Here is a 21,538-nt window from a genome sequence, read left to right on the forward strand (position 1 = left end):
CCGGCGAGCGGAGTGAACGCGCGCCGCGTCGCTTCGAAGGCGGCGCTGAGCGTGGCGAACGTGCTCCACGGCGCGAATCCGGCGAGCGTACTGAACGCGCGCCGCGTCGCTTCGAAGGCAGTGCTGAGCGTGGCGAGCGCGCTCCACGACGCCAATTCGGCGAGCGGAGTGAACGCGCGCCGCGTCGCTTCGAAGGCGGCGCTGAGCGTGGCGAACGCGCTCCACGGCGCGAATTCGGCGAGCGTGGCGAACCAGCACGGCGTCGCTTGGAAGGCGGCGCTGAGCGCGGCGAACGCGCGCCCCGTCGCGAATTCGGCGAGCGCACAGAACGCGCGCCGCGTCGTTTCGAGGGCAATGCGGAGCGCGGCGGGCGCTCACCGCGCCGCGACGACGGCGAACGCCGTCCGTTCAGCGGTCCACGCGCAGGCGCAGGCAGACCGTCGGAAGGCAGCGGGCGTGACGACCGCCCGGTGCGCCGGGAGCGCGATGCCGCCGATCGTCCGCGCTTCGGTAGCGATCGCGGTGAGCCGCAGCAGCGTCGCGGTGGTGATCGAGGCGAGCGCAGCGAGCGCGCCCCGCGCCGCTTCGAAGGCGAGCGTGGCGAGCGCAGCTTCGGGAAACCCGCAAAAGGCGGCTACGGCGAGCGCACCGAGCGTCCGGCGCGCGCCCCGCGTGAGGACCGCGGCGAGCGCGGTGCACGCGGCGACTGGACGCCCTCGCGTCGCGAGTTCGGCGACCGCGCCGCACGCGGCGGTGAACGTACCGAGCGTCGCGAGCGCCCGGCGCGCAGCTTCGATGACACGCTGCCAGCCGCAAACCGCCGCTTCGGCGACGACCGGCCCGCCCGCGCCGCTAAGCCGCGAACGTCGGCATCGGCAACAGCCCGACCCGTCGACACCATCATCGACACCCCGCACCCGCCCCGCCGCGATCGCGAAGACGCGCCGGGCATGCTGCGTCTGTCGAAGCTGATGTCCAAGCTCGGCCTGTGCTCGCGCCGCGAGGCCGACGAGTGGATCGAGAAAGGCTGGGTCATGGTCGACGGCGAGCGCGTCGACACGCTCGGCACCAAGGTGTTCCCGGATCAGCGCATCGACATCGATCCAGCCGCCGAAGCCTTTCAGTCGAGCCAGGTGACCGTGATCGTCCACAAGCCGGTCGGCCTCGTATCGGGACAGGCGGAGGACGGCTATCAGCCGGCCATCACGCTCGTCACGCCGGAAAATCGCTGGGAAGGCGACCATTCGGGCATCCGCTTCTCGGTGTCGCATCTGCGCCAGCTCGCGCCGGCCGGACGTCTCGACATCGATTCGACGGGCCTGCTGGTGCTGACGCAGGACGGCCGCATCGCGAAGCAACTGATCGGCGGTCACTCGGACGTGGACAAGGAGTATCTGGTGCGCGTCGCCTACGGCGATCACACGGTCGACGTCGAAAGCCACTTCCCGCCCGAAAAACTCGCGCTGCTGCGCCACGGCCTGTCGCTAGACGACGTCGCGCTCAAGCCCGCGCAAGTCAGCTGGCAAAACGGCGAGCAGCTGCGTTTCGTGCTGCGCGAAGGCAAGAAGCGTCAGATTCGCCGCATGTGCGAACTGGTCGGTCTTGAAGTGGTGGGCCTGAAGCGCGTGCGCATGGGCAAAGTGATGCTCGGCGCGCTGCCGCCGGGACAGTGGCGCTATCTGTCGGAAGACGAGTCGTTCTGAAGTCCGTCCAATGCGCGTCGCTGCTCAGAGCGGGCGCATCGGCATAACAAAAAACCCACGCACTTAGGCGTGGGTTTTTTGTTGGCGGCAGCCGTGTCAGTCGTCGCTATTCGGATCGAGATCGGGGAACAGGACCTCGGTAAAGCCGAACTTCGAGAAATCGGTAATCCGCATCGGATACAGCTTGCCGATCAGATGATCGCATTCGTGCTGCACGACCCGTGCATGAAAGCCCTCGGCGACCCGGTCGATCGGATTGCCGAACTGATCGAAGCCGTGATAGCGGATCATCGAAAACCGGCTCACCACGCCGCGCAGTCCCGGCACCGACAGGCAGCCTTCCCAACTCTCTTCCATGTCCTGCGACACCGGCGTAATGGTCGGATTGATCAGCACCGTCTCCGGCACCGGAGGCGCGTCCGGATAGCGCTCATTCGAACCGAAGCCGAAAATCACCACCTGCAGATCGACACCGATCTGCGGTGCCGCAAGACCCGCGCCATTCGCCGCGTGCATGGTCTCGAACATGTCCTCCACGAGCCGGTGCAGCTCGGGCGTGTCGAAGTGATCGACCGGCTCGGCGATTCGCAGCAAGCGCGGGTCGCCCATCTTCAGAATGTCGTGAATCATCAGTGCCCCTCCAGGAGCTTGCGCATACCATCTTCGTCGAGTACGGGGATGCCGAGTTCCTCGGCCTTCGCGAGTTTGCTGCCCGCGTCGGCGCCCGCCACCACGTAACTGGTTTTCTTCGAAACCGACCCCGCCACCTTCGCGCCGGCCCCTTCGAGCATTTCCTTCGCGTCCTCGCGCGACAGGTTCGGCAGCGTGCCGGTCAGCACGACCGTCTGGCCGGCCAGCACGCCCTGCGGCGCCTTCGGCGCGGGCGGCCCTTCGGGCCACGTGACTCTGCCCGGTGCGCGCAGCTGCTCGATCACCGTGCGGTTGTGGTCCTCGGCGAAGAACTGATGGATCGATTCGGCGACGACCGGCCCCACGTCGTTGACTTCGAGCAGCGCTTCCAGCGACGCATCCATGATCGGATCGAGCGAGCCGAAGTGCTTCGCAAGATCCTTCGCGGTCGATTCGCCGACATGGCGAATCCCCAGCGCGTAGATAAAGCGCGCGAGCGTCGTGTGCTTGGCTTTTTCGAGCGAGTCGAGCAGGTTCTGCGCCGATTTATCGGCGAAGCGGTCGAGCTCCGCGAGCGTCGCGAAGCCGAGATTGAACAGATCGGCCGGCGTGCGGACCAGGTTCTGCTCGACCAGCTGATCGATGATCTTCTCGCCGAGGCCGTCGATATCGAGCGCGCGGCGCTGCGCGAAGTGCCACAGTGCCTGCTTGCGCTGCGCCGGACAGAAGAGCCCGCCCGTGCAGCGGGCAATCGCCTCGTCGGGCAGCCGCTCGATCGCCGAGCCGCACACCGGGCACTGCGTCGGCATCACGAACTCGCGCGCATCGGCCGGACGACGCTCGAGCAGCGCGCTGACCACCTCCGGAATCACGTCGCCGGCGCGCCGCACGATTACCGTGTCGCCGATGCGGATGTCCTTGCGGCGCACCTCGTCTTCGTTGTGCAAGGTCGCGTTCGTGACCGTCGCGCCGCCGACGAACACCGGCTCCAGCCGCGCGACCGGCGTGATCGCGCCGGTGCGGCCGACCTGCACGTCGATCGCCACGAGCTTCGTCAGCGCTTCCTGCGCGGGGAATTTGTGCGCGAGCGCGAAGCGCGGCGCGCGCGACACGAAGCCGAGCCTGTCCTGCTCGTCGCGCCGGTTGACCTTGTAGACGACGCCGTCGATGTCGTACGGCAGCCTGTCGCGCTTCTCGCCGACCGCGTGAAAGAAGCCGAGCAGGCCTTCGGCGCCCTGCACGACCGCGCGCTCGCCATTGACCGGCAAGCCCATTTCCTTGTACCAGTCGAGCAGTTCGCTATGCGTGGCCGGCATCTCGATGCCGTCGAGCACGCCGATCCCATACGCGAAAAACGACAGCGGCCGCTGCGCGGTGATCTTCGAATCGAGCTGGCGCAAGCTGCCCGCCGCCGCGTTGCGCGGGTTCGCGAATTCGCGTTGCCCGGCGGCGCGCTGGCGTTCGTTCAGGCGCTCGAAGTCGCGCTTGAACATCAGCACTTCGCCGCGCACGTCGAGCACGTGCGGCACGCGCTTGCCCTTCAGCTTCAGCGGAATCGAGCGGATCGTGCGGACGTTTTCGGTGACGTTCTCGCCAGTCGTGCCGTCGCCGCGCGTGGACGCCTGCACGAACACGCCGTCGACGTAGCGCAGCGAGATCGCGAGACCGTCGAATTTCAGCTCGGCCGAGTAGTCGACGGGGACCGGCGGCTCGCCCGCGTTGTTGCCGAGCGCGTCGCCGATGCGCTTGTCGAACGCGACGATGTCTTCGTCGGCGAAACCGTTGTTCAGCGACAGCATCGGCTGATCGTGCACGACCGGCTCGAAACCGCTCGCGGCCTTACCGCCGACACGCTGCGTCGGCGAATCGGGCACGATCAGATCCGGATGCTCGGTCTCGATGCGCTCCAGCTCCTTGAACAGCTTGTCGTACTCGGCATCCGGCAGATCCGGCTGATCGAGCACGTAGTACGCGTAGTTCGCGCGTTCGAGTTCCGCGCGCAACCACGCGGCCCGTTCGGCCGGAGCGCTGGTTGCGGAAGAAGGGACGGAGGATCGGGCCATGCTGTCGGAAGCTTCTCGAGATGAAAGTCGGACATCGGATTATCGCAGGAAGCGTGCCCCTTTACATCGGTGAATACCGGGCGAGCCATGCTGCAATGCAAGCCTGAAACGACGACGGCCGCACATCGTGCGGCCGTCGTCAAAACGGGTGGAACGCTGAAACTGCTTACTGGCTGAACAGGCGCCGCGTGGCCGGCGAACCCGCCGGAATGCCCGCCTGTTCGAGCTTCGCGTATAGCGTCATCAACTGTTTTTCGATCGCGAGCAGCGCGCTTTCGGGCAACGGCCGGCGGCCGTCGTCGACCACGCGTCCGCCGATACGCTCGGCCAGCGACTTCGCGTAATCGCACATCAGACGGAACGGCAGGATGTCTTCGTCGGCGACCGGCACGTCGAGCACCAGCGTGATCATCTCGCCGCCTTTATACGTGAGGTCGTCGCGCAGGAAGTTGGTGTCGCCGAACTGCAGCATGAATACCGGGTTTTGCCGCGAATCGAGCTTGACGAAGCGTGTGCCGTCACGCGACAGCAGCAGACCGTCCTGCGACGCGACCGCCTGCACGTAGTTGGCCGACCACGGTGCGCCGTCCGACAGCACGTTGATCGACAGCTGCGCGTCGCACTGAGCGGCAAAGCCATCGAGCTCGCGCGCCATCGCGACGGTTTCGAGCATGTCGGGGAATTCCGGCGCGGCGTCGAGCGCGTCGGCGAACTGCTGCACGCCGGTCACGAACTCGGAAAATTCCAGCTCGTTGAGCGCGCCGCTGCGGTTCGCGAGCTGCGCGGCCGCGCGCAGTTCTTCGTAGCGCGTGCCGTTCTGCAGCAGCTCCCACGCGCCGCCGCCTTCGGGCTTGCCTTCGATATGCACGGGCTTGCTACCCGCGCGACGCAAGCGCTGCGCGAGCGGCAGCACCTTGTCGCCGGCCACGGGACCGTTCAATCGGATCGGCACGATACAGTCGATGCGCCGATCGACGACGGCCGGTGGCGCCGACGAGATCGTCGTGGCGGCCGGCAGGATCGGTTCGACCCGCTCGTGCTCGGCGGGCGCCGGCTGGACCGCGGGCGCTTCGGCCGCGGGTCGCTCCACGTCGGCGTCCGAAGCCGCCGCATGCTCGCCTTCGCCGGCGGTATCGGAATCCGCCAACGGATAACCGTTCGGCGACGTCATCTCGGCCTGGATATCAGCCGGTGTATCGAGCGGCGCCGCGCCCGCGCCGAACGTCGGCTCGACGCGCGCGGCGCTCGGGTGCTTGGTCGGCTCGGCGCTCACGCTGGGCTCGCGCCGCGTGGTCGGCCGGGCCGGCTCGATGAACGGGCTTTGCTCCTCATGCTCGTCCCGCGCGAGGCTCTCGGCGGTGTCGGCCGGCATCGGCCGCGGCATCTTGCGACGCACCTTCGCGCCCTGCCACGCGTTGTACACGACCACGCCCCCCACCACCACGGCACCCGCGCCGATCAAACCGAGTGTCAACTCGTCCATGCATGCTCCATCAGCAATTCTTCTATCCACGCGGGCCTGTCGTCCGCTCCACGTACCGCGCGGCTCTCATCGAGGCCGCTGCGCTGGATGCGGATGCCCGCGAAGGCGTTAACTCAAACGATATTCTGGGCGAAACCCGCCGCCGTTTCCATGTCGACCGCAACGATCCGCGAGACGCCCTGCTCCTGCATCGTCACGCCGATCAGCTGCTGCGCCATCTCCATCGCGATCTTGTTGTGCGAGATGAACAGGAACTGGGTTTTGTCCGACATCGCCCGGACCAGATTCGCAAAGCGTTCGGTGTTGGCGTCGTCGAGTGGCGCGTCCACCTCGTCGAGCAGACAGAATGGCGCCGGATTCAGCTGGAACATCGCGAACACGAGCGCGGTCGCGGTCAGCGCTTTTTCGCCGCCCGACAGCAGGTGAATCGTCGAATTCTTCTTGCCCGGCGGCTGTGCCATCACCTGCACGCCGGCGTCGAGGATTTCGTCGCCGGTCATGATCAGCTTTGCCTGGCCGCCACCGAAGAGACGCGGGAACAGTTCGCCGAAATGACGGTTCACTTCATCGAACGTGCTTTGCAGCAGCGTGCGCGTTTCGGCGTCGATCTTGCGGATCGCGTCTTCGAGCGTTTCGATCGCGCTCGTCAGGTCGGCCGACTGCGAATCGAGGAAGCTCTTGCGCTCGGTCGCGGCCTTCAGCTCGTCGAGCGCGGCCATGTTGACCGGCCCGAGCGCGATGATCGCGTTGTTGATGCGCGTGACTTCGCTCTGCAGGTACGAGGGCTTCATGTCCGGCGTCAGCTTCGCTTGCAGCTCGGCTTCATCGACCCCGGCCGCGGTCAATTGCTCGACGAACTGCTCGCCGTTGATGCGCGCGGCCTGCTCCTTCAACTGCAATTCGTTGATGCGATCGCGCAGCGGCTGCAGCGCGCGCTCGGCGGTGAGGCGCGTTTCGTCGGCCGAGCGCAGCTTCGCGGTCAGGTCGTCGAGCTCGACGCGCGCGGCGCGCAGCGCCTCTTCCTTGACGGCGCGGATATCGAGCGCGTCCTGCAGACCCGTGTGCGCGGTCTGCTCGTTGATCGTTTCGAGCTCGGCGCGCGCGTCTTCGAGCGAGCCCGCAACGCGCTCGCTCTGCTCGTGCGCGACCTGAATGCTGCGCTTCAATTCGTCGATGCGGTTCGCCATGTTGCGCGCGGCAAAGCGCGCGTCGGTGGCGGCGCGGTCGAGGTCGCGTGCTTCGCCGCGGGCGGTCGTCAGTTCTTCGTCGAGTGCTTCGAAGGCGAGCTGATGGTCTTCGAAGCGCGCCTGCAGTTCGGCAAGCTCGCCGTCGTGACGCTCGAAGTTCGCCTCCGATTCCGCGCGCAGCGCACGCTGCTCGTCGACCTGCGCGGCGATCTCTTCGAGTTCCTCGCGAATCTGCGTGCTGCGCTGTGTGTAGCGCTCGTGCGCCTGGGTGAGCTTCAGCACGTCCATCTGCAATGCGTGGACCCGCTGTGTCGCGCGTTCGGCTTGCTGACGCATTTCGGCGAGCGCTTGCGCGGCCTGCGTGTGGGCGGCTTCGGCGCGGATCGCGGCGGCCTTCGCCTCTTCGGCGAGCAGCGCCTGCGCACGCACCTGGCGGCCGAGATTTTCGATTTCCTGCTGACGCGCGAGCATGCCGGCCTGTTCGGAATCGGCCGCGTACAGTTGCACGCCGACGCGCGTGACCACGTGCCCCGCCTTCACCACGAATGCGCCGCCCTCGGGCAGCTGCGCGCGCATCGACAGCGCCTGCTGCAGATCATCGGCGACGAACGCAAGGCCGAGCCAGTCGGTCAGCACCGCGCGGATACCCGCGTCCTCGATGCGCACGAGCGACAAAAGCGAGCGCAGCGCGCCGGCGGACGGGGCCGGCTGACCGGCCGCGGGCGGTGCGTAGAACGCGAGCTTGGCGGGGGGCGCGTCGGTTGCGAACGCCTTGACCCAGTCGAGATTCGACACTTCGAGCGCGGCGAGGCGCTCGCGCAGCACCGCTTCGAGCGCGGTTTCCCAACCTGCCTCGACATGCAGCTTCTTCCATAGACGCGGCAGGCTGCCCAATTCGTGCTTGTCGAGCCACGGCTGGATCTTGCCTTCGGTCTGCACGTTTTCCTGCAGCTGCTTGAGCGCGGCGAGGCGCGCATCTAGCTGATGGATCTGCGCGCTTTCGGCCTGCACGCGCTCCTGCGCGGCGCGCCGTTCGCCGTCGAGCCGCGGCAGCGTTTCCTGCGCGTCCGAAAGGCGTCCCTGCGCGTCGTGCAGGATTTCCTCGTGCTCGGCGAGCTGCATGCGCAACTCTTCGAGCTGCGCTTCGTCGGGCGCGTCGAGGCCGCCCTCTTCCGATTTCAGCCGCTCCTGGCGCTGCTGCAATTGCTGCAATTGCTGATCGGCATTGCGCTGATGTGCGGCTTCGAGCTTCAGCGCCTGCTCGGTCTGCGCGATGCCGGCGCGCTCGGTGTTCAGCTCCGCCTGCGCGTCGCGCCAGCGCGCTTCGAGCGCGGGCAGCGCGTCGTGCTTAGCGGCGGCGTTCTCTTCGGCCAGCACGGCTTTTTCTTCGGCGACGGCCAGTTGCTCTTCGGCGTCGGCGATATCGTCCTGCGCCTTGTCAGCCTGCGATTGCCACTGTTCGCGCTGCGCGGTCAGCGCGGCGATCTGCGCCTGCACGCGGTTGCGCGATTCGACGATGAAGCGGATCTCGGCTTCCAGCCGGCTCACTTCCGCGTTCGCCTCGTACAGCGCGCCCTGCGCGCCCTGCATCGCGTCGCTCGCCGAGTAATGCGCGACGCGCAGCGTTTCGAGCTCCGCCTCGACTTCGCGCAGCTTCGCGGTTTGCGCCTCGAGGTCGATCTGCGCCTGTTCGATCGCGCGTTGCTGACGCTGCTGCTCGCCAGCCGCCTCGTTCTTGCGCAATAGCCACAAGAGACGCTGCTTTTCCTCGCCATCGCTTTGCAGCTCGCGATAACGCGTCGCGACGACCGCCTGCCCCTCCAGCTTCTCGAGATTCGTGCCGAGCTCACGGATGATGTCCTCGACGCGCGTCAGGTTCTCGCGCGTGTCGTGCAGACGGTTCTCGGTCTCGCGGCGGCGTTCCTTGTACTTCGACACGCCGGCGGCTTCTTCGAGGAACACGCGCAGCTCTTCGGGCTTCGCCTCGATCAGCCGCGCGATCATGCCCTGCCCGATGATCGCGTACGCACGCGGACCCAGGCCGGTGCCGAGGAAGATGTCCTGGATGTCGCGGCGGCGCGCCGGCAGATTGTTGATGTAGTAGCTCGAGGTGCCGTCGCGCGTCAGCACGCGCTTCACGGCGATCTCCGCATACTGGCCCCACTGGCCGGCGGCGCGGCCGTCCGCATTGTCGAACACGAGCTCGACGCTCGCGCGGCTGCCGGGCTTGCGGGCGGTCGAGCCGTTGAAGATCACGTCCTGCATCGACTCGCCGCGCAATTCAGAGGCGCGCGATTCGCCGAGCACCCAGCGCACGGCGTCGATGATGTTGGATTTGCCGCACCCGTTCGGACCGACCACGCCAACCAGCTGGCCTGGGACCTGGAAATGCGTGGGATCGACGAAGGATTTGAAGCCAGCGAGTTTGATCGAGGTGAGCCGCACGGCGATTTCGCTGTTTGAAAAGAGAGTGTGATAGGTGGCTCGCGAGGTTGCGCCAGTCGTTCACCGCCGCGGCGGGACGGCCCCACGCAACCTCGCGAGCCTTCGCAATTTGTTGCCGGCTGCGTGCGCCCATGCACATCGGAGGCACAGGTGCGCATGCGCCGGCTAATGAGGGGGAATCATACCATCGCGCGTGGACGATTCTTACCGCCCTTTCGGTGGTCGTCGCTGTCGCCGTCACGGCCGTGTCCGTCACCGCGCGGGTCACCGCACGGGCCACCGCGTCCATCGTCGCCGCTCGGCCCGTCCGTGTCGCCGATGGCCGGATCGGGGGGCGCCGTCCTCGTCCGATGCACCCAGCTCGACAACGCCGATGCGAGCACGATGCACGCGCCGCCGGCCCATTCGCGCGGCCCCGGTACTTCGCCGCGAGCAGCAGACCGAGACCGAGTACCAGCAGCGCCGCGGTATCCAGATGCGCGCCGGTGGGCGGCGCGGGCATCGGCTCGATGAGCGACGCGAGCGCGCCGAACAGCGCAGCGCCGCCGAAGACCACCGCGGTGCGCATTTCGGGCTTCATGTCCGGCAGCACGCGGCTCGTCTTCAGAATCAGCACATTGCTCATCGCGAAGCCCATGCCGCCGGCGAGCCCGGCCCATTCGGCGGGATTGCCGGGCACCGGAATGCCGAGCCGCGGCGACCACAGCATCGTCATCGCGCCCGCGAGCGACAGCGCGGCCAGCGCCGCGCCCGACCACGTGAGCCTCTCATGCAGGATGAAATGTGCGAACAGCGCGGTCCACGCGGGCGTCAGATAGAACAGCAGCAGCACGCGCATCACCTGACCGTGGATCGCGCCCCACACGAAGCCGAGATTCGTGACGCCCGCGGCCAGCGCGAGCGCCGGCAGCAGCCAGTGCCATCGCACGGTCTTCAGCGCGCGATGCCGCACGAGCAGCACGAACAGGCAGCCGGTGCCGCTCGTCAGCGCGCTCGCTGCGGTGCCGGTCACGCCGAGCGCGGCGAGCATGCGCAGCGGGTACCAGACCATCCCCCAGACCGACGCGCCCAGCATGATTGCGAGCGTCGGCCAGCCGTTGCGAAGCCAGTTGGTCATGGGGCCGGACTCCGTCGGGCGCCGTGGGCGGGTCGGATGAGGGTCCAGCCGGCCGTCTGCTGCTCTGCTGCGTACATTGCTGCTCCTGCAAATTCTTTTACGCGAACCGTAGGGGATTCGCGCCGTTCCCGCCGCGGCGCGCCGGTGCGCCGCCTCGCGGATTGCTGCCGCGCCGCGCGGCAACCTCCCGCTTGGCCCGCGGGCGCGCCACGCTATAATCGTCCGTTCGCCGCCGCTGGTGGCCGGCTCGCCGCCGGCCAGTCCATCGCGCGCAGGGACGCCGATTCATGTTTGATGCACCGACGCCCGCCGGCGCGCGTGCCCGGTCGTCCCGACTTTCATCCGCGTCCATTCCGATCAGGCCAACTCGTTCCGTGAATCCGCTACTCGACTCCCTTCAGCCCTATCCGTTCGAAAAGCTGCGCCTGCTTTTCAAGGACGTCACGCCGCCGGCCGGCCTCGCGCATATCAGCTTCGGCATCGGCGAGCCGAAACATCCGACGCCGCCACTGATCCGCGACGCCGTCATCGCTTCGCTCGGCGGCCTCGCCGCCTATCCGGCCACGCTCGGCTCGGCGCCGCTGCGTGAGTCGATCGCGCAGTGGGTCACGCAACGCTACAACCTGCCGCCGCTCGATCCGCTGACCGAGGTGCTGCCGGTGTCCGGTTCGCGCGAGGCGCTGTTCGCGCTCGCGCAGACGGTGCTGAACCCGCGCCGGGATGCCGACGGAGAGCCTGCGATCGTACTCTGTCCGAACCCGTTCTACCAAATCTACGAAGGCGCGGCGCTGCTCGGCGGCGCCCAGCCGTACTTCGTCAACAGCGACCCGGCGCGCAACTTCGCGTGCGACTACTCGGCGGTGCCCGCCGACGTCTGGGCGCGCACGCAACTGCTGTACGTCTGCTCGCCGGGCAACCCGACCGGCGCCGTGCTCACACTCGACGACTGGCGCGAACTGTTCGCGCTGTCGGACCGCTATGGCTTCGTGATCGCGTCGGACGAGTGCTACTCGGAAATCTATTTCGACGAGTCGAAGCCGCCGCTCGGCGGTCTCGCAGCGGCCCACCAGCTCGGCCGCGGCTTCGAGCGCCTCGTGATGCTGTCGAGCCTGTCGAAGCGCTCGAACGTGCCGGGCATGCGCTCGGGCTTCGTCGCCGGCGACGCGTCGATTCTGAAGTCGTTCCTGCTGTATCGCACGTACCACGGCGCGGCGCTCTCCACCGTGTACCAGAGCGCGAGCGTGGTCGCGTGGAGCGACGAGACGCACGTGCGCGAGAACCGCGCGAAGTACCTGCAGAAGTTCACCACCGTAACGCCGATGCTCGCCGACGTGCTCGACGTGCGCCTGCCCGACGCCGCGTTCTACCTGTGGGCCAATGTCGAGCGCACCGGCCTCACGGACACCGAGTTCGCCCAGCGCCTCTACGCCGACTATAATGTGACGGTTCTGCCGGGCTCGTTCCTCGCGCGCACCGCGCACGGCGTGAACCCCGGCCGCAATTTCGTGCGCCTCGCGCTCGTCGCCGATGTCGACGAATGCACGGCAGGCGCGCAGCGGATCGTCGAATTCTGCCGGTCTCTCGCTGCGGCTTGAGCCGCACCCGAGCCGCACCGCATCCCCGTCTCCAGACTTCAACCCTTCAGAAAATCACGCATATGTCGCAACAACTTCAGAGCATCATCGATACCGCCTGGGACAACCGCGCCGAGCTGTCGCCGAAAGCCGCGCCGGCCGAAGTGCGCGAAGCCGTCGCCCACGCGATCGAGCAACTCGATAAGGGCGCGCTGCGCGTCGCCGAAAAGAAGGACGGCGACTGGGTGGTCAACCAGTGGCTGAAGAAGGCCGTGCTGCTGTCGTTCCGTCTGGAAGACAACGCGCCGATGCCGGCCGGCGGCTACAGCCAGTTCTACGACAAGGTGCCGTCGAAGTTCGCCAACTACACCGCTGAAGACTTCGCCGCCGGCGGCTTCCGCGTGGTGCCGCCCGCGATCGCGCGCCGCGGCTCGTTCATCGCGAAGAACGTCGTGCTGATGCCGTCGTACACCAACATCGGCGCATACGTCGACGAAGGCACGATGGTCGACACGTGGGCCACCGTCGGCTCGTGCGCGCAGATCGGCAAGAACGTGCACCTGTCGGGCGGCGTCGGCATCGGCGGCGTGCTCGAGCCGCTGCAGGCGAACCCCGTCATCATCGAAGACAATTGCTTCATCGGCGCGCGCTCGGAAGTCGTCGAAGGCGTGATCGTCGAGGAAAACTCGGTGATCTCGATGGGCGTGTACCTCGGGCAGAGCACCAAGATTTACGACCGCGAAACTGGCGAAGTCACGTACGGCCGCATTCCGGCGGGCTCGGTCGTGGTAGCGGGCAACCTGCCGTCGAAGGACGGCACGCACAGCCTGTACTGCGCGGTCATCGTCAAGAAGGTCGACGCGAAAACGCGCGCGAAGGTCGGCCTGAACGAGTTGCTGCGAGGCGACTGATGGCGCGCGGCACCAAAACCGTCGTCTACGGCATTCCGAACTGCGACACCGTGAAGAAGGCCCGTGTGTGGCTCGAAGAGCACGGCGTCGAGTTCGAGTTTCACGACTTCAAGAAGGCCGGCGTGACCGAGCCGCTCGTGCAGGACTGGCTCAAGGACGTCAAGCTCGACGCGCTGCTGAACCGCCGCGGCACGACGTGGCGCGCGCTGTCCGACGACATGAAGGCGGCCGCTGAAACGCAGCCGGGCGCGATCGCACTGATGATCCACAAGCCGTCGGTGATCAAGCGGCCGGTGCTGGTCGTGAACGGGCGCGTGAAGTCGCTCGGTTTTTCCGCCGACGACTACGCGGCGCTGTTTGCCTGAGCGCCAGACTCAGGCACAAGGCAGTAAGACGCGCGGCCTCGCGCCGCGTCGTTCAAAGGCTGTTGCCGGCTGCGGTGGCTCACCGCGAGCCGGCATTTTTTCATTTCAAAGTGGCTTGTACTGAATCCATGTCCGGCACCCTCGCCCTTACCGAACAACTGATCGCGCGCGCGTCCGTGACGCCCGACGACCAGCATTGCCAGCGTCTGTTGATCGAGCGCCTGGCCGCGCTCGGCTTCGAACACGAGACGATCGAATCCAACGGCGTGACCAACCTGTGGGCCGTCAAGCGCGGCGTCGACGGCACCGCGGGCAAGCTGCTCGCGTTCGCCGGTCACACCGACGTGGTGCCGACCGGCCCGCTCGAACAATGGCGCTCGGCGCCGTTCGAGCCGACCCAGCGCGACGGCAAGCTGTACGGCCGCGGCGCGGCGGACATGAAGGCATCGATCGCCGGCTTCGTCGTCGCGAGCGAGGAGTTCGTCGCGGCCAACCCTCGGCACCGCGGCTCGATCGCGTTCCTGATCACGAGCGACGAGGAAGGTCCCGCCACCGACGGCACCGTCAAGGTCGTCGAAGCATTGCAGGAGCGCGGTGAGCGCATGGACTACTGCATCGTGGGCGAGCCGACGTCGAGCGAGCGGTTCGGCGACATGGTCAAGAACGGCCGGCGCGGGTCGATGTCGGGCAAGCTGGTCGTCAAGGGCGTGCAAGGCCATATCGCTTATCCGCATCTGGCGAAGAATCCGGTGCACCTGCTCGCGCCAGCGCTCGCCGAACTCGTTGCCGAGCGCTGGGACGAAGGCAACGAATATTTCCCACCGACCACCTGGCAGGTGTCGAACATCCACAGCGGCGCCGGCGCGACCAACGTGATCCCCGGCCATGCGGACGTGATGTTCAACTTCCGCTTCTCGACCGCGAGCACCGTCGAAGGACTGCAAAAACGCGTGCATGCGATTCTCGACAAACACGGCCTCGAATACGAACTGCATTGGACCGTGAGCGGCCTGCCGTTTCTCACCCCGCGCGGCGAGCTGTCGAGCGCGCTCGCGCAGGCGATCAAGGACGAGACCGGCGTGGACACCGAGCTGTCGACCACGGGCGGCACGTCGGACGGCCGCTTCATCGCGCGCATCTGCGAGCAGGTGATCGAGTTCGGTCCGCTTAACGCGAGCATCCACAAGATCGACGAACATATCGAAGTCGCCCATATCGAGCCGCTGAAGAACGTGTATCGCCGCGTGCTCGAACAACTGATCGCATAACCAGGAACCTTGCGATGACGCTTCCTTTTTGCACCGTCCGCGACCTGCTGCGTTATGCAGTGTCGCGTTTTAGCGAGGCCAAGCTGTCTTTCGGCCACGGCTCGGCCAATGCCTACGACGAAGCCGCCTATCTGATCCTACACACGCTGCACCTGCCGCTCGACCTGCTCGAGCCGTTTTTCGATGCGCGCCTGACCACGGCCGAAATCGAGGCGGTGCTGAACGTGATCGAGCGACGCGCGGCCGAACGCGTGCCGGCCGCGTACATCACGCAGGAAGCGTGGATGCACGGCTATCACTTTTACGTCGACGAGCGCGTGATCGTGCCGCGCTCGTTCATCGGCGAGCTGCTGCAGGACGGCCTGCAGCCGTACGTCGAGGACCCCGAGCAGGTCGGCGCGGTGCTCGAGCTGTGCACCGGCTCCGGTTGTCTCGCGATCCTCGCCGCCCACGCGTTCCCGAACGCCGACGTCGACGCGGTCGATCTGTCCGCGCCCGCGCTCGAAGTCGCAACGCGCAACGTACTCGACTACCACCTCGACGACCGCATCGCGCTGTTCGAAGGCGATCTGTACGCGCCGCTCGCCGAGCGCCGCTACGACGTGATCATCAGCAACCCGCCGTACGTGAACGCGAAGTCGATGCAGGAGTTGCCGGCCGAATACAAGCACGAGCCGGAGATGGCACTCGCGGGTGGCGCGGACGGCATGGACATCGTGCGCCGGATCATTGCCGACGCGCGCAACTGGCTGACCGAAGACGGCGTGCTCGTCATCGAGATCGGCAACGAACGCGAGCACGTCGAGGCGGCGTTCGGCGGTCTGGACCTCGTGTGGCTGTCCACCAGCGCCGGCGACGACAACGTGTTCCTGATTCAGGCCAGCGACTTGCCGGTCTGAGTGCGGCGCGCTGTCCGTTTGATCGCGCGACGTGCGCGGCGCCGCTTGCAGCGGATTTCGCAAGTGACGCGCGCGCCGCGCGCCGCAGCACACACGGTTTATTCGTACGAGTTTTTACGCTATTTTTTAGCGCGGGTTTTTAGCCCGTTTTTGGCGCTTTCCCAGGCGCCGCAGCCGCAGTCTGAATTCGTTGCCCGACGCGTTCGCCGCAGACCACGAAGCGAGCCTGTGCCCGCCTCCGTTTCCTGAATCACGGCGCTTCGCCAACTGTTCGCGAGCTTATGACATTCGATCTGCTTCACGTCGGCCCGCTGGTTCTCCTTGCCCACATTCTCGGCATCATCGCGGCTGCTCACGCGATCCTCCATACCCGCACCTCGCAAGGGGCGATCGCGTGGGCCGTGTCGCTCGTCGCGATGCCTTATCTGACGCTCGTGCCCTACCTGTTCCTTGGCCGCAGCAAGTTCGCCGGCTACGCGGACGCGCGCCGCGTCGAGAACGAGCTGCTGCGCACACGCGCGCATCCGCAGGTGTGGGACACGCACGCGTCGTCGGCCGGGCTGCCGACGCAGCAGCTCGGCTCGCGGCTCGTGCAGTCGCTGACGCGCCTCGGCGGCATGCCGTTCCTGCCCGGCAATACCGTGCGCACACTGATCAACGGCACGGCGACTTTCGAGGCGATCTTCGACGCGATCCAGAACGCGCGCCGCTATGTAATCGTGCAGTTCTTCATCGTGCGCGCCGACGCGCTCGGCGACATGCTGAAAGACGCGCTGATCGCGAAAGCGCAACAAGGCGTGCGCGTGTACTTTCTGTATGACAGCATCGGCAGCTTCGATCTGCCGCACCGCTACGTCGCGGCACTGCGCGCGGCCGGCATCGAGATGCAGCCGTTCGCGACGAACCGCCGCTTCGTCAACCGTCTGCAACTGAACTTCCGCAATCACCGCAAGATCGTGGCGGTCGACGGCGAGCGCGCGTTTATTGGCGGTCACAACGTAGGCGTCGAATATCTGGGCGTGAAGCCGCCGCTGTCGCCGTGGCGCGATACGCACATCGAGGTGCGCGGCCCGGCGGTCGCCAGCATCCAGTTCGTTTTTATCGAGGACTGGTACTGGGCCACGCAGCAGTTGCCCGAGTTCGACCTGCCGGCCGCCGAATCAGCCGTCCCATCCGTCGAACAGCACGACGCCCACGACACCATCGAACGCCCCGCGAACAACATGCACTGCATCGTGCTGCCGAGCGGCCCGGCCGACAAACAGGAGACCTGCTCGCTGTTTTTCGTCGAAGCGATCAACGCGGCGCGCGAACGGATCTGGATCACGACGCCCTACCTCGTGCCCGACGAGGCGGTGTTCGCCGCGCTGCGGCTCGCGGCGCTGCGCGGCGTCGACGTGCGCATCCTGATTCCGAGCCGGCGCGATCACCGCGTGGTGTTCGAGGCGTCGAAGCTATACGCATACGACTCGCTGCGCGCGGGCATTCGCATCTTCCGCTATCAGCCGGGTTTCCTTCACCAGAAGGTCGTGCTGATCGACAGCAGCGCGGCCGCGATCGGCAGCGCCAATCTCGACAACCGCTCGTTCCGTCTGAACTTCGAGATCATGGTGCTGACCGTCGACCGCGGCTTCGCGCTCGAAGTCGAAACGATGCTGCTCGACGACTTCGCCGAGTCGCGTGAAATCGATCGCGACGAGTACCGCAAGGCGAACGCGCTGCGACGCATGCTGATGCACGTCGCGCGACTCTTTTCACCGATCCTGTAAAAGCGCTCCTGTTACAGCAGCGCTTCGATATCCTCGGTGATCGCCTCGGGCTTCGTCAGCGGCGCATAGCGCTTGACCACGTTGCCGTCGCGGCCAATCAGAAACTTCGTGAAATTCCACTTGATCGCCTCGAGGCCGAGCAGCCCCGGCGCTTCGATCGTCAGGTAACGGAATAGCGGGTGCGCGTTCGGGCCGTTCACGTCGATCTTGTCGAACATCGGGAACGTCACGCCGTAGTTCTTCTCGCAGAAGCTGCCGATCTGTGCGGCGTCGCCCGGCTCCTGCTTGCCGAACTGATTGCACGGAAAGCCGAGCACCGCGAGCCCGCGCGCCGCATAGGCGTCGTACAGCTTCTGCAAGCCCGCGTACTGCGGCGTGAACCCGCATTCGCTCGCGGTATTGACGATCAGCATCACCTTGCCTTGGTACTTCGCGAGACTCGCTTCCTCGCCGCCGAGCGTGCGTGCCGAAAACGAATAGATCGATGTCATGTGCCCTCCCGTGAAAGCCGTCAGTCTATGCCAAAAGCGCTGCCGATACAGTCAGCCGAATGGCCGATGGCGGCTGCGCTCGATGTGACAGCCGGGCGATCGGCGCCGCGCGCCCGGCAACCCGCCGGGCAGTCTAAAATAGCGGTTTTCTTCAGCCGGCCACGTCGTGATCCGCTTTAATCAGTTCAGCCTCGCGCGCGGCACCAAGCCGCTTTTCGACAACACCACGTTCACGTTGAACCCCGGTGAAAAAGCCGGCCTCGTCGGGGCGAACGGCGCGGGCAAGTCGACGCTGTTCGCCGTGCTGCGCGGCGAGCTGCATGCGGACGGCGGCGATTTCTCGATCCCGCCGACCTGGCGCATCGCCCACGTCGCGCAGGAAACCCCCGCCGTCGACAAAACCGCCCTCGCCTACACGCTCGACGGCGACGCCGCGCTGCGCGACATCGAGGCGCGCATCGCTTCGGCCTCCGCGGCGCACGACGGCGCGGCCGAAGCCGAAGCCCACGCCGCGTTCGCCGACGCCGACGGCTACACCGCGCCGGCTCGCGCCGAAGCGTTGCTGCTCGGCCTCGGCTTCACGCTCGACCAGACCCGTGAGCCGGTCACGAGCTTCTCGGGCGGCTGGCGCATGCGGCTGAATCTCGCGCAGGCGCTGATGTGCCGCTCCGACCTGCTGCTGCTCGACGAACCGACCAACCACCTCGACCTCGACGCGATCGTGTGGCTCGAAGACTGGCTCAATCGCTATGCCGGCACGCTGATCGTGATCTCGCACGACCGCGAGTTTCTCGATTCCGTCTGCAATGTCACGCTGCATCTCGAGAACCAGCAGATCAAGCGCTACGGCGGCAACTACTCGCAATTCGAAGTGCTGCGCGCGCAGCAGATCGCGCTGCAACAGAGCGCATACGAAAAGCAGCAGCGCACGGTCGCGCATTTGCAGAGCTACATCAACCGCTTCAAGGCACAGGCCACCAAGGCGCGTCAGGCGCAAAGCCGGGTGAAGGCGCTCGAGAAGATGGAACTGATCGCGCCCGCGCACGTCGCGTCGCCGTTCACGTTCGAGTTCCGTACACCCGACTCCGCGCCGAATCCGATGATGGTGATGGAAGACGTGCGCTGTGGCTATCACGCCGAAGACGGCAGCGAGATTCCGATCGTCGAGCGCGTGATGCTGTCGATCCAGAACGGTCAGCGCATCGGCCTGCTCGGTGCGAACGGCCAAGGCAAGTCGACGCTGATCAAGACGCTCGCGGGCACGCTCGAACCGCTCTGCGGCCACGTGCGCGAAGGCAAGGGTTTGCGCATCGGCTACTTCGCGCAGCATCAGCTCGAAACGCTGCGCCCGGACGACACGCCGTTGCAGCACCTCGCGCGCCTCGCACCCGACACCCGCGAGCAGGAACTGCGCGACTTCCTCGGCAGCTTCAACTTTTCCGGCGACATGGCGACCGCGAAGATCGCGCCGTTCTCGGGCGGCGAGAAAGCACGCCTCGCGCTCGCGCTGATCATCTGGCAGAAGCCGAACCTGCTGCTGCTCGACGAGCCGACCAACCACCTCGATCTCGAAACGCGCCACGCGCTGACGATGGCGCTCGCGCAATTCGAAGGCACGCTGATTCTGGTGTCGCACGACCGCCATCTGCTGCGCGCGACGACCGATCAGTTCATGCTGGTCGCGAAGCATCGTCTGCAGGAATTCGACGGCGATCTCGACGACTATCGCGACTGGCTGCTGCAGCATGCGGCCGAGCAGCGCGCGGCGTTGAAGGCGAATGCTTCCGGTGCGTCGGACGCAGCGTCTAGCGGCGCGGCAAATGGCGACGGCAACGTCAATCGCAAGGAGCAGCGTCGCCTCGAAGCGGAAACGCGGCAGAAGCTCGCGCATCTGAAGAAGCCGCTGCAAAGCCGTATCGCGAAGATCGAAAAGGAAATGGACGCGCTCAACGCGGAGAAGACGACGCTCGATACGTTCGTCGCCGATCCCGCGAGTTACGAGCCGGAGCAGAAGAGCAAACTGACGGAGGCGATCCGCCGTCAGGCAGACGTGAACGCGCGCCTCGATACGCTCGAAGCCGAATGGCTCGAGACGCACGAGGAACTCGAACAGATCGGCTAGCGGCACGCAACGGCCGGGCCGCGCCGGCATCCACGGGAGCTTGGCTTTGTCATTTGCGAACTCGTCGTCCGCGTCATCGGTGTCTGGACCCGCAGCTGCAACGGCAACCGAGGTGCCGCCACCGTTGCAAGGACTCCGCGTGCTCGACCTCACGCGCCTCTTGCCGGGGCCGGCGGCCGCGCTGCGTCTCGCCGAGCTCGGCGCCGATGTGCTGAAGATCGAGGCGCCCGGCGCGGGCGACCCGACCCGCACGATGATGCAATCGTCGAGCGATCGTGTCGCGGGCCGGCCCGGTGCGTTCTACCGGATGGTCAATCGCGGCAAGCGCGAGACGCGCCTCGACCTCAAATCGGAAGCGGGACGCAACGTGCTGCGCGCGCTCGCGGCCGAAGCCGACGTTCTGATCGAGAGCTTCCGGCCGGGCGTGATGGAGCGACTCGGCATGGGCTACGCGACGCTCAGCGCGGCCAATCCGCGGCTCGTCTATTGCGCGATCAGCGGATATGGCGCAAGCGGTCCATTCGCGGACCATGCCGGTCACGACCTGAACTACATCGGCTATGCGGGCGTGCTCGATCAACTGGCAAGCCGCGACGGTGCGCCGATCCTGCCGAACTTCCAGATCGCCGATCTGCTCGGTGGCGCCTTGAGCGCGGTCACGCAGATTCTCGCCGCGCTCTGGCATGTCGCGCGAGGCGGCGCGGGCCGCTTCGTCGATGTATCGATGACGCACACGAGCTATGCGCACAACTTCGTCGCGCAGGTCTCGCTGCTCAACGAAGGGGCGGCGCCCGCCGCGGGCAGTGGTCTGTTGAATGGCGGCGTGCCCTGCTACAACCTGTACCGCACGAGCGATGAGCGCTGGCTCGCGGTCGGCGCGCTCGAATTGAAGTTCTGGGAAACGCTGTGCATGGCGCTCGATCGGCCCGAATGGGCGACGCGTCACTGGAGCCTGGGGCAGGCGATCGGCGGTCCCGATGCCTTGGCGCTCATCCGGGAACTCGCTGAGGTGATCGCGACGCGCACGCTCGGCGAATGGGTGAAATCGTTGGAATCGCTCGATTGCTGCGTGTCGCCGGTGCTCACGCCCGCTGAAGCGGCGCAGCATCCGCTGTTCAATCCGCACGCGTATGCGGCGGTGGCCGCGAGCGCCGCCGACTCAGACGACGACGGGGCCTGAACCGCCACCGTCAACGCCGCGTCGCCGTCTGTCGCGGCAACGTTTGACGCGGCGATTTCTCGTCGTCGTACAGCAAGTGCTTGCGACCTTCCACATGGCGGCTGATCGTGGCGCGCACTTCGGCGGCCGTCACGTCTTCGGCCACCACCCGCCGCGAGATCTGCCCGGCGGTGTCGATCCACTCGACGATTCGGCAAGCGCCGCCCCAAGGCTGATGAATCGGTGCGGAGACCCGGCAGCCGCGCACCTGGATGTGCTGGTCGGCAGCGGTTTCATGTGACTGTTTCAAGGCGCGATCCTTTTTCGTGCATCGGAAGGGATGCATATCGTT

Annotated in this window: 15 protein-coding genes and 1 pseudogene; 9 read left to right on the plus strand and 7 right to left on the minus strand. The window is 66.5% G+C overall.

The genetic code is table 11. From position 1 onward, the window contains the following. Positions 1 to 266 precede the first annotated feature (266 nt). Positions 267 to 1,703: a pseudouridine synthase gene (locus AB3X86_RS04770; protein ID WP_368595110.1), complete on the plus strand. Its 1,437-nt coding sequence runs from the start codon at positions 267 to 269 to the stop codon at positions 1,701 to 1,703. A 96-nt stretch (positions 1,704 to 1,799) separates the two neighbouring features. Here AB3X86_RS04770 and def read toward each other — a convergent pair whose 3' ends face one another. From def to AB3X86_RS04795, 5 genes and pseudogenes are all read right to left on the minus strand, one after another. Beyond that, positions 1,800 to 2,333: a peptide deformylase gene (gene def / locus AB3X86_RS04775; protein WP_176108283.1), complete on the minus strand. Its 534-nt coding sequence runs from the start codon at positions 2,331 to 2,333 to the stop codon at positions 1,800 to 1,802. Continuing rightward, positions 2,333 to 4,396, minus strand: a complete 2,064-nt coding sequence (gene ligA, locus AB3X86_RS04780; RefSeq protein WP_368595111.1) for an NAD-dependent DNA ligase LigA — start codon at positions 4,394 to 4,396, stop codon at positions 2,333 to 2,335. Before ligA ends, def begins: the two co-directional genes overlap by 1 nt. Positions 4,397 to 4,562: 166 nt before the next feature. Further along, complete coding sequence (locus tag AB3X86_RS04785; protein WP_368595112.1) at positions 4,563 to 5,879, minus strand: cell division protein ZipA C-terminal FtsZ-binding domain-containing protein; 1,317 nt, start codon at positions 5,877 to 5,879, stop codon at positions 4,563 to 4,565. Between the two features lie 113 nt (positions 5,880 to 5,992). After that, positions 5,993 to 9,511, minus strand: a complete 3,519-nt coding sequence (smc, locus tag AB3X86_RS04790; RefSeq protein WP_368595113.1) for a chromosome segregation protein SMC — start codon at positions 9,509 to 9,511, stop codon at positions 5,993 to 5,995. Between the two features lie 179 nt (positions 9,512 to 9,690). Beyond that, a pseudogene (locus AB3X86_RS04795) lies at positions 9,691 to 10,628 on the minus strand (EamA family transporter). Between the two features lie 374 nt (positions 10,629 to 11,002). Here AB3X86_RS04795 and dapC point away from each other — a divergent pair. The 6 genes from dapC to cls all read left to right on the plus strand — a co-directional run bounded on the left by dapC (position 11,003) and on the right by cls (position 17,414). After that, entirely contained in the window at positions 11,003 to 12,223 is a 1,221-nt protein-coding gene (gene dapC, locus AB3X86_RS04800; protein ID WP_368595114.1) for a succinyldiaminopimelate transaminase, read from the plus strand. A 62-nt stretch (positions 12,224 to 12,285) separates the two neighbouring features. Further along, on the plus strand, positions 12,286 to 13,113 hold the full coding sequence (dapD, locus tag AB3X86_RS04805; protein WP_008923562.1) for a 2,3,4,5-tetrahydropyridine-2,6-dicarboxylate N-succinyltransferase: 828 nt from the start codon (positions 12,286 to 12,288) through the stop codon (positions 13,111 to 13,113). Continuing rightward, positions 13,113 to 13,478: an ArsC family reductase gene (locus tag AB3X86_RS04810; RefSeq protein WP_176124961.1), complete on the plus strand. Its 366-nt coding sequence runs from the start codon at positions 13,113 to 13,115 to the stop codon at positions 13,476 to 13,478. Before dapD ends, AB3X86_RS04810 begins: the two co-directional genes overlap by 1 nt. A 128-nt stretch (positions 13,479 to 13,606) precedes the next feature. Further along, positions 13,607 to 14,746, plus strand: a complete 1,140-nt coding sequence (dapE, locus tag AB3X86_RS04815; protein WP_368595115.1) for a succinyl-diaminopimelate desuccinylase — start codon at positions 13,607 to 13,609, stop codon at positions 14,744 to 14,746. Between the two features lie 14 nt (positions 14,747 to 14,760). Further along, positions 14,761 to 15,645: a 50S ribosomal protein L3 N(5)-glutamine methyltransferase gene (prmB, locus tag AB3X86_RS04820; protein ID WP_368595116.1), complete on the plus strand. Its 885-nt coding sequence runs from the start codon at positions 14,761 to 14,763 to the stop codon at positions 15,643 to 15,645. Positions 15,646 to 15,926: 281 nt separating this feature from the next. Then, complete coding sequence (gene cls, locus AB3X86_RS04825; RefSeq protein ID WP_368595117.1) at positions 15,927 to 17,414, plus strand: cardiolipin synthase; 1,488 nt, start codon at positions 15,927 to 15,929, stop codon at positions 17,412 to 17,414. An 11-nt stretch (positions 17,415 to 17,425) separates the two neighbouring features. Here cls and AB3X86_RS04830 read toward each other — a convergent pair whose 3' ends face one another. Further along, positions 17,426 to 17,905, minus strand: a complete 480-nt coding sequence (locus AB3X86_RS04830; RefSeq protein ID WP_013089718.1) for a glutathione peroxidase — start codon at positions 17,903 to 17,905, stop codon at positions 17,426 to 17,428. 166 nt (positions 17,906 to 18,071) lie between these two features. Between AB3X86_RS04830 and AB3X86_RS04835 the strand changes: the two genes are divergently transcribed. Both AB3X86_RS04835 and AB3X86_RS04840 read left to right on the plus strand, forming a co-directional pair. Continuing rightward, positions 18,072 to 20,027 (plus strand): ATP-binding cassette domain-containing protein, encoded by a 1,956-nt coding sequence (locus AB3X86_RS04835; protein ID WP_368595118.1) that lies wholly within the window; start codon positions 18,072 to 18,074, stop codon positions 20,025 to 20,027. 124 nt (positions 20,028 to 20,151) lie between these two features. Further along, positions 20,152 to 21,207, plus strand: a complete 1,056-nt coding sequence (locus AB3X86_RS04840) for a CaiB/BaiF CoA transferase family protein (protein ID WP_368595119.1) — start codon at positions 20,152 to 20,154, stop codon at positions 21,205 to 21,207. A gap of 10 nt (positions 21,208 to 21,217) precedes the next feature. Here the strand turns inward: AB3X86_RS04840 and AB3X86_RS04845 are convergent, their stop codons facing one another. Beyond that, positions 21,218 to 21,496 carry a DUF2866 domain-containing protein gene (locus AB3X86_RS04845; RefSeq protein ID WP_176108271.1) on the minus strand — a complete coding sequence of 93 codons (279 nt, stop codon included), beginning with the start codon at positions 21,494 to 21,496 and terminating at the stop codon, positions 21,218 to 21,220. Positions 21,497 to 21,538: the final 42 nt, after the last annotated feature.

It is taken from the genome of Paraburkholderia sp. BR14374 (genome assembly GCF_040948685.1).
Taxonomy (GTDB): Bacteria; Pseudomonadota; Gammaproteobacteria; order Burkholderiales; family Burkholderiaceae; genus Paraburkholderia; species Paraburkholderia youngii.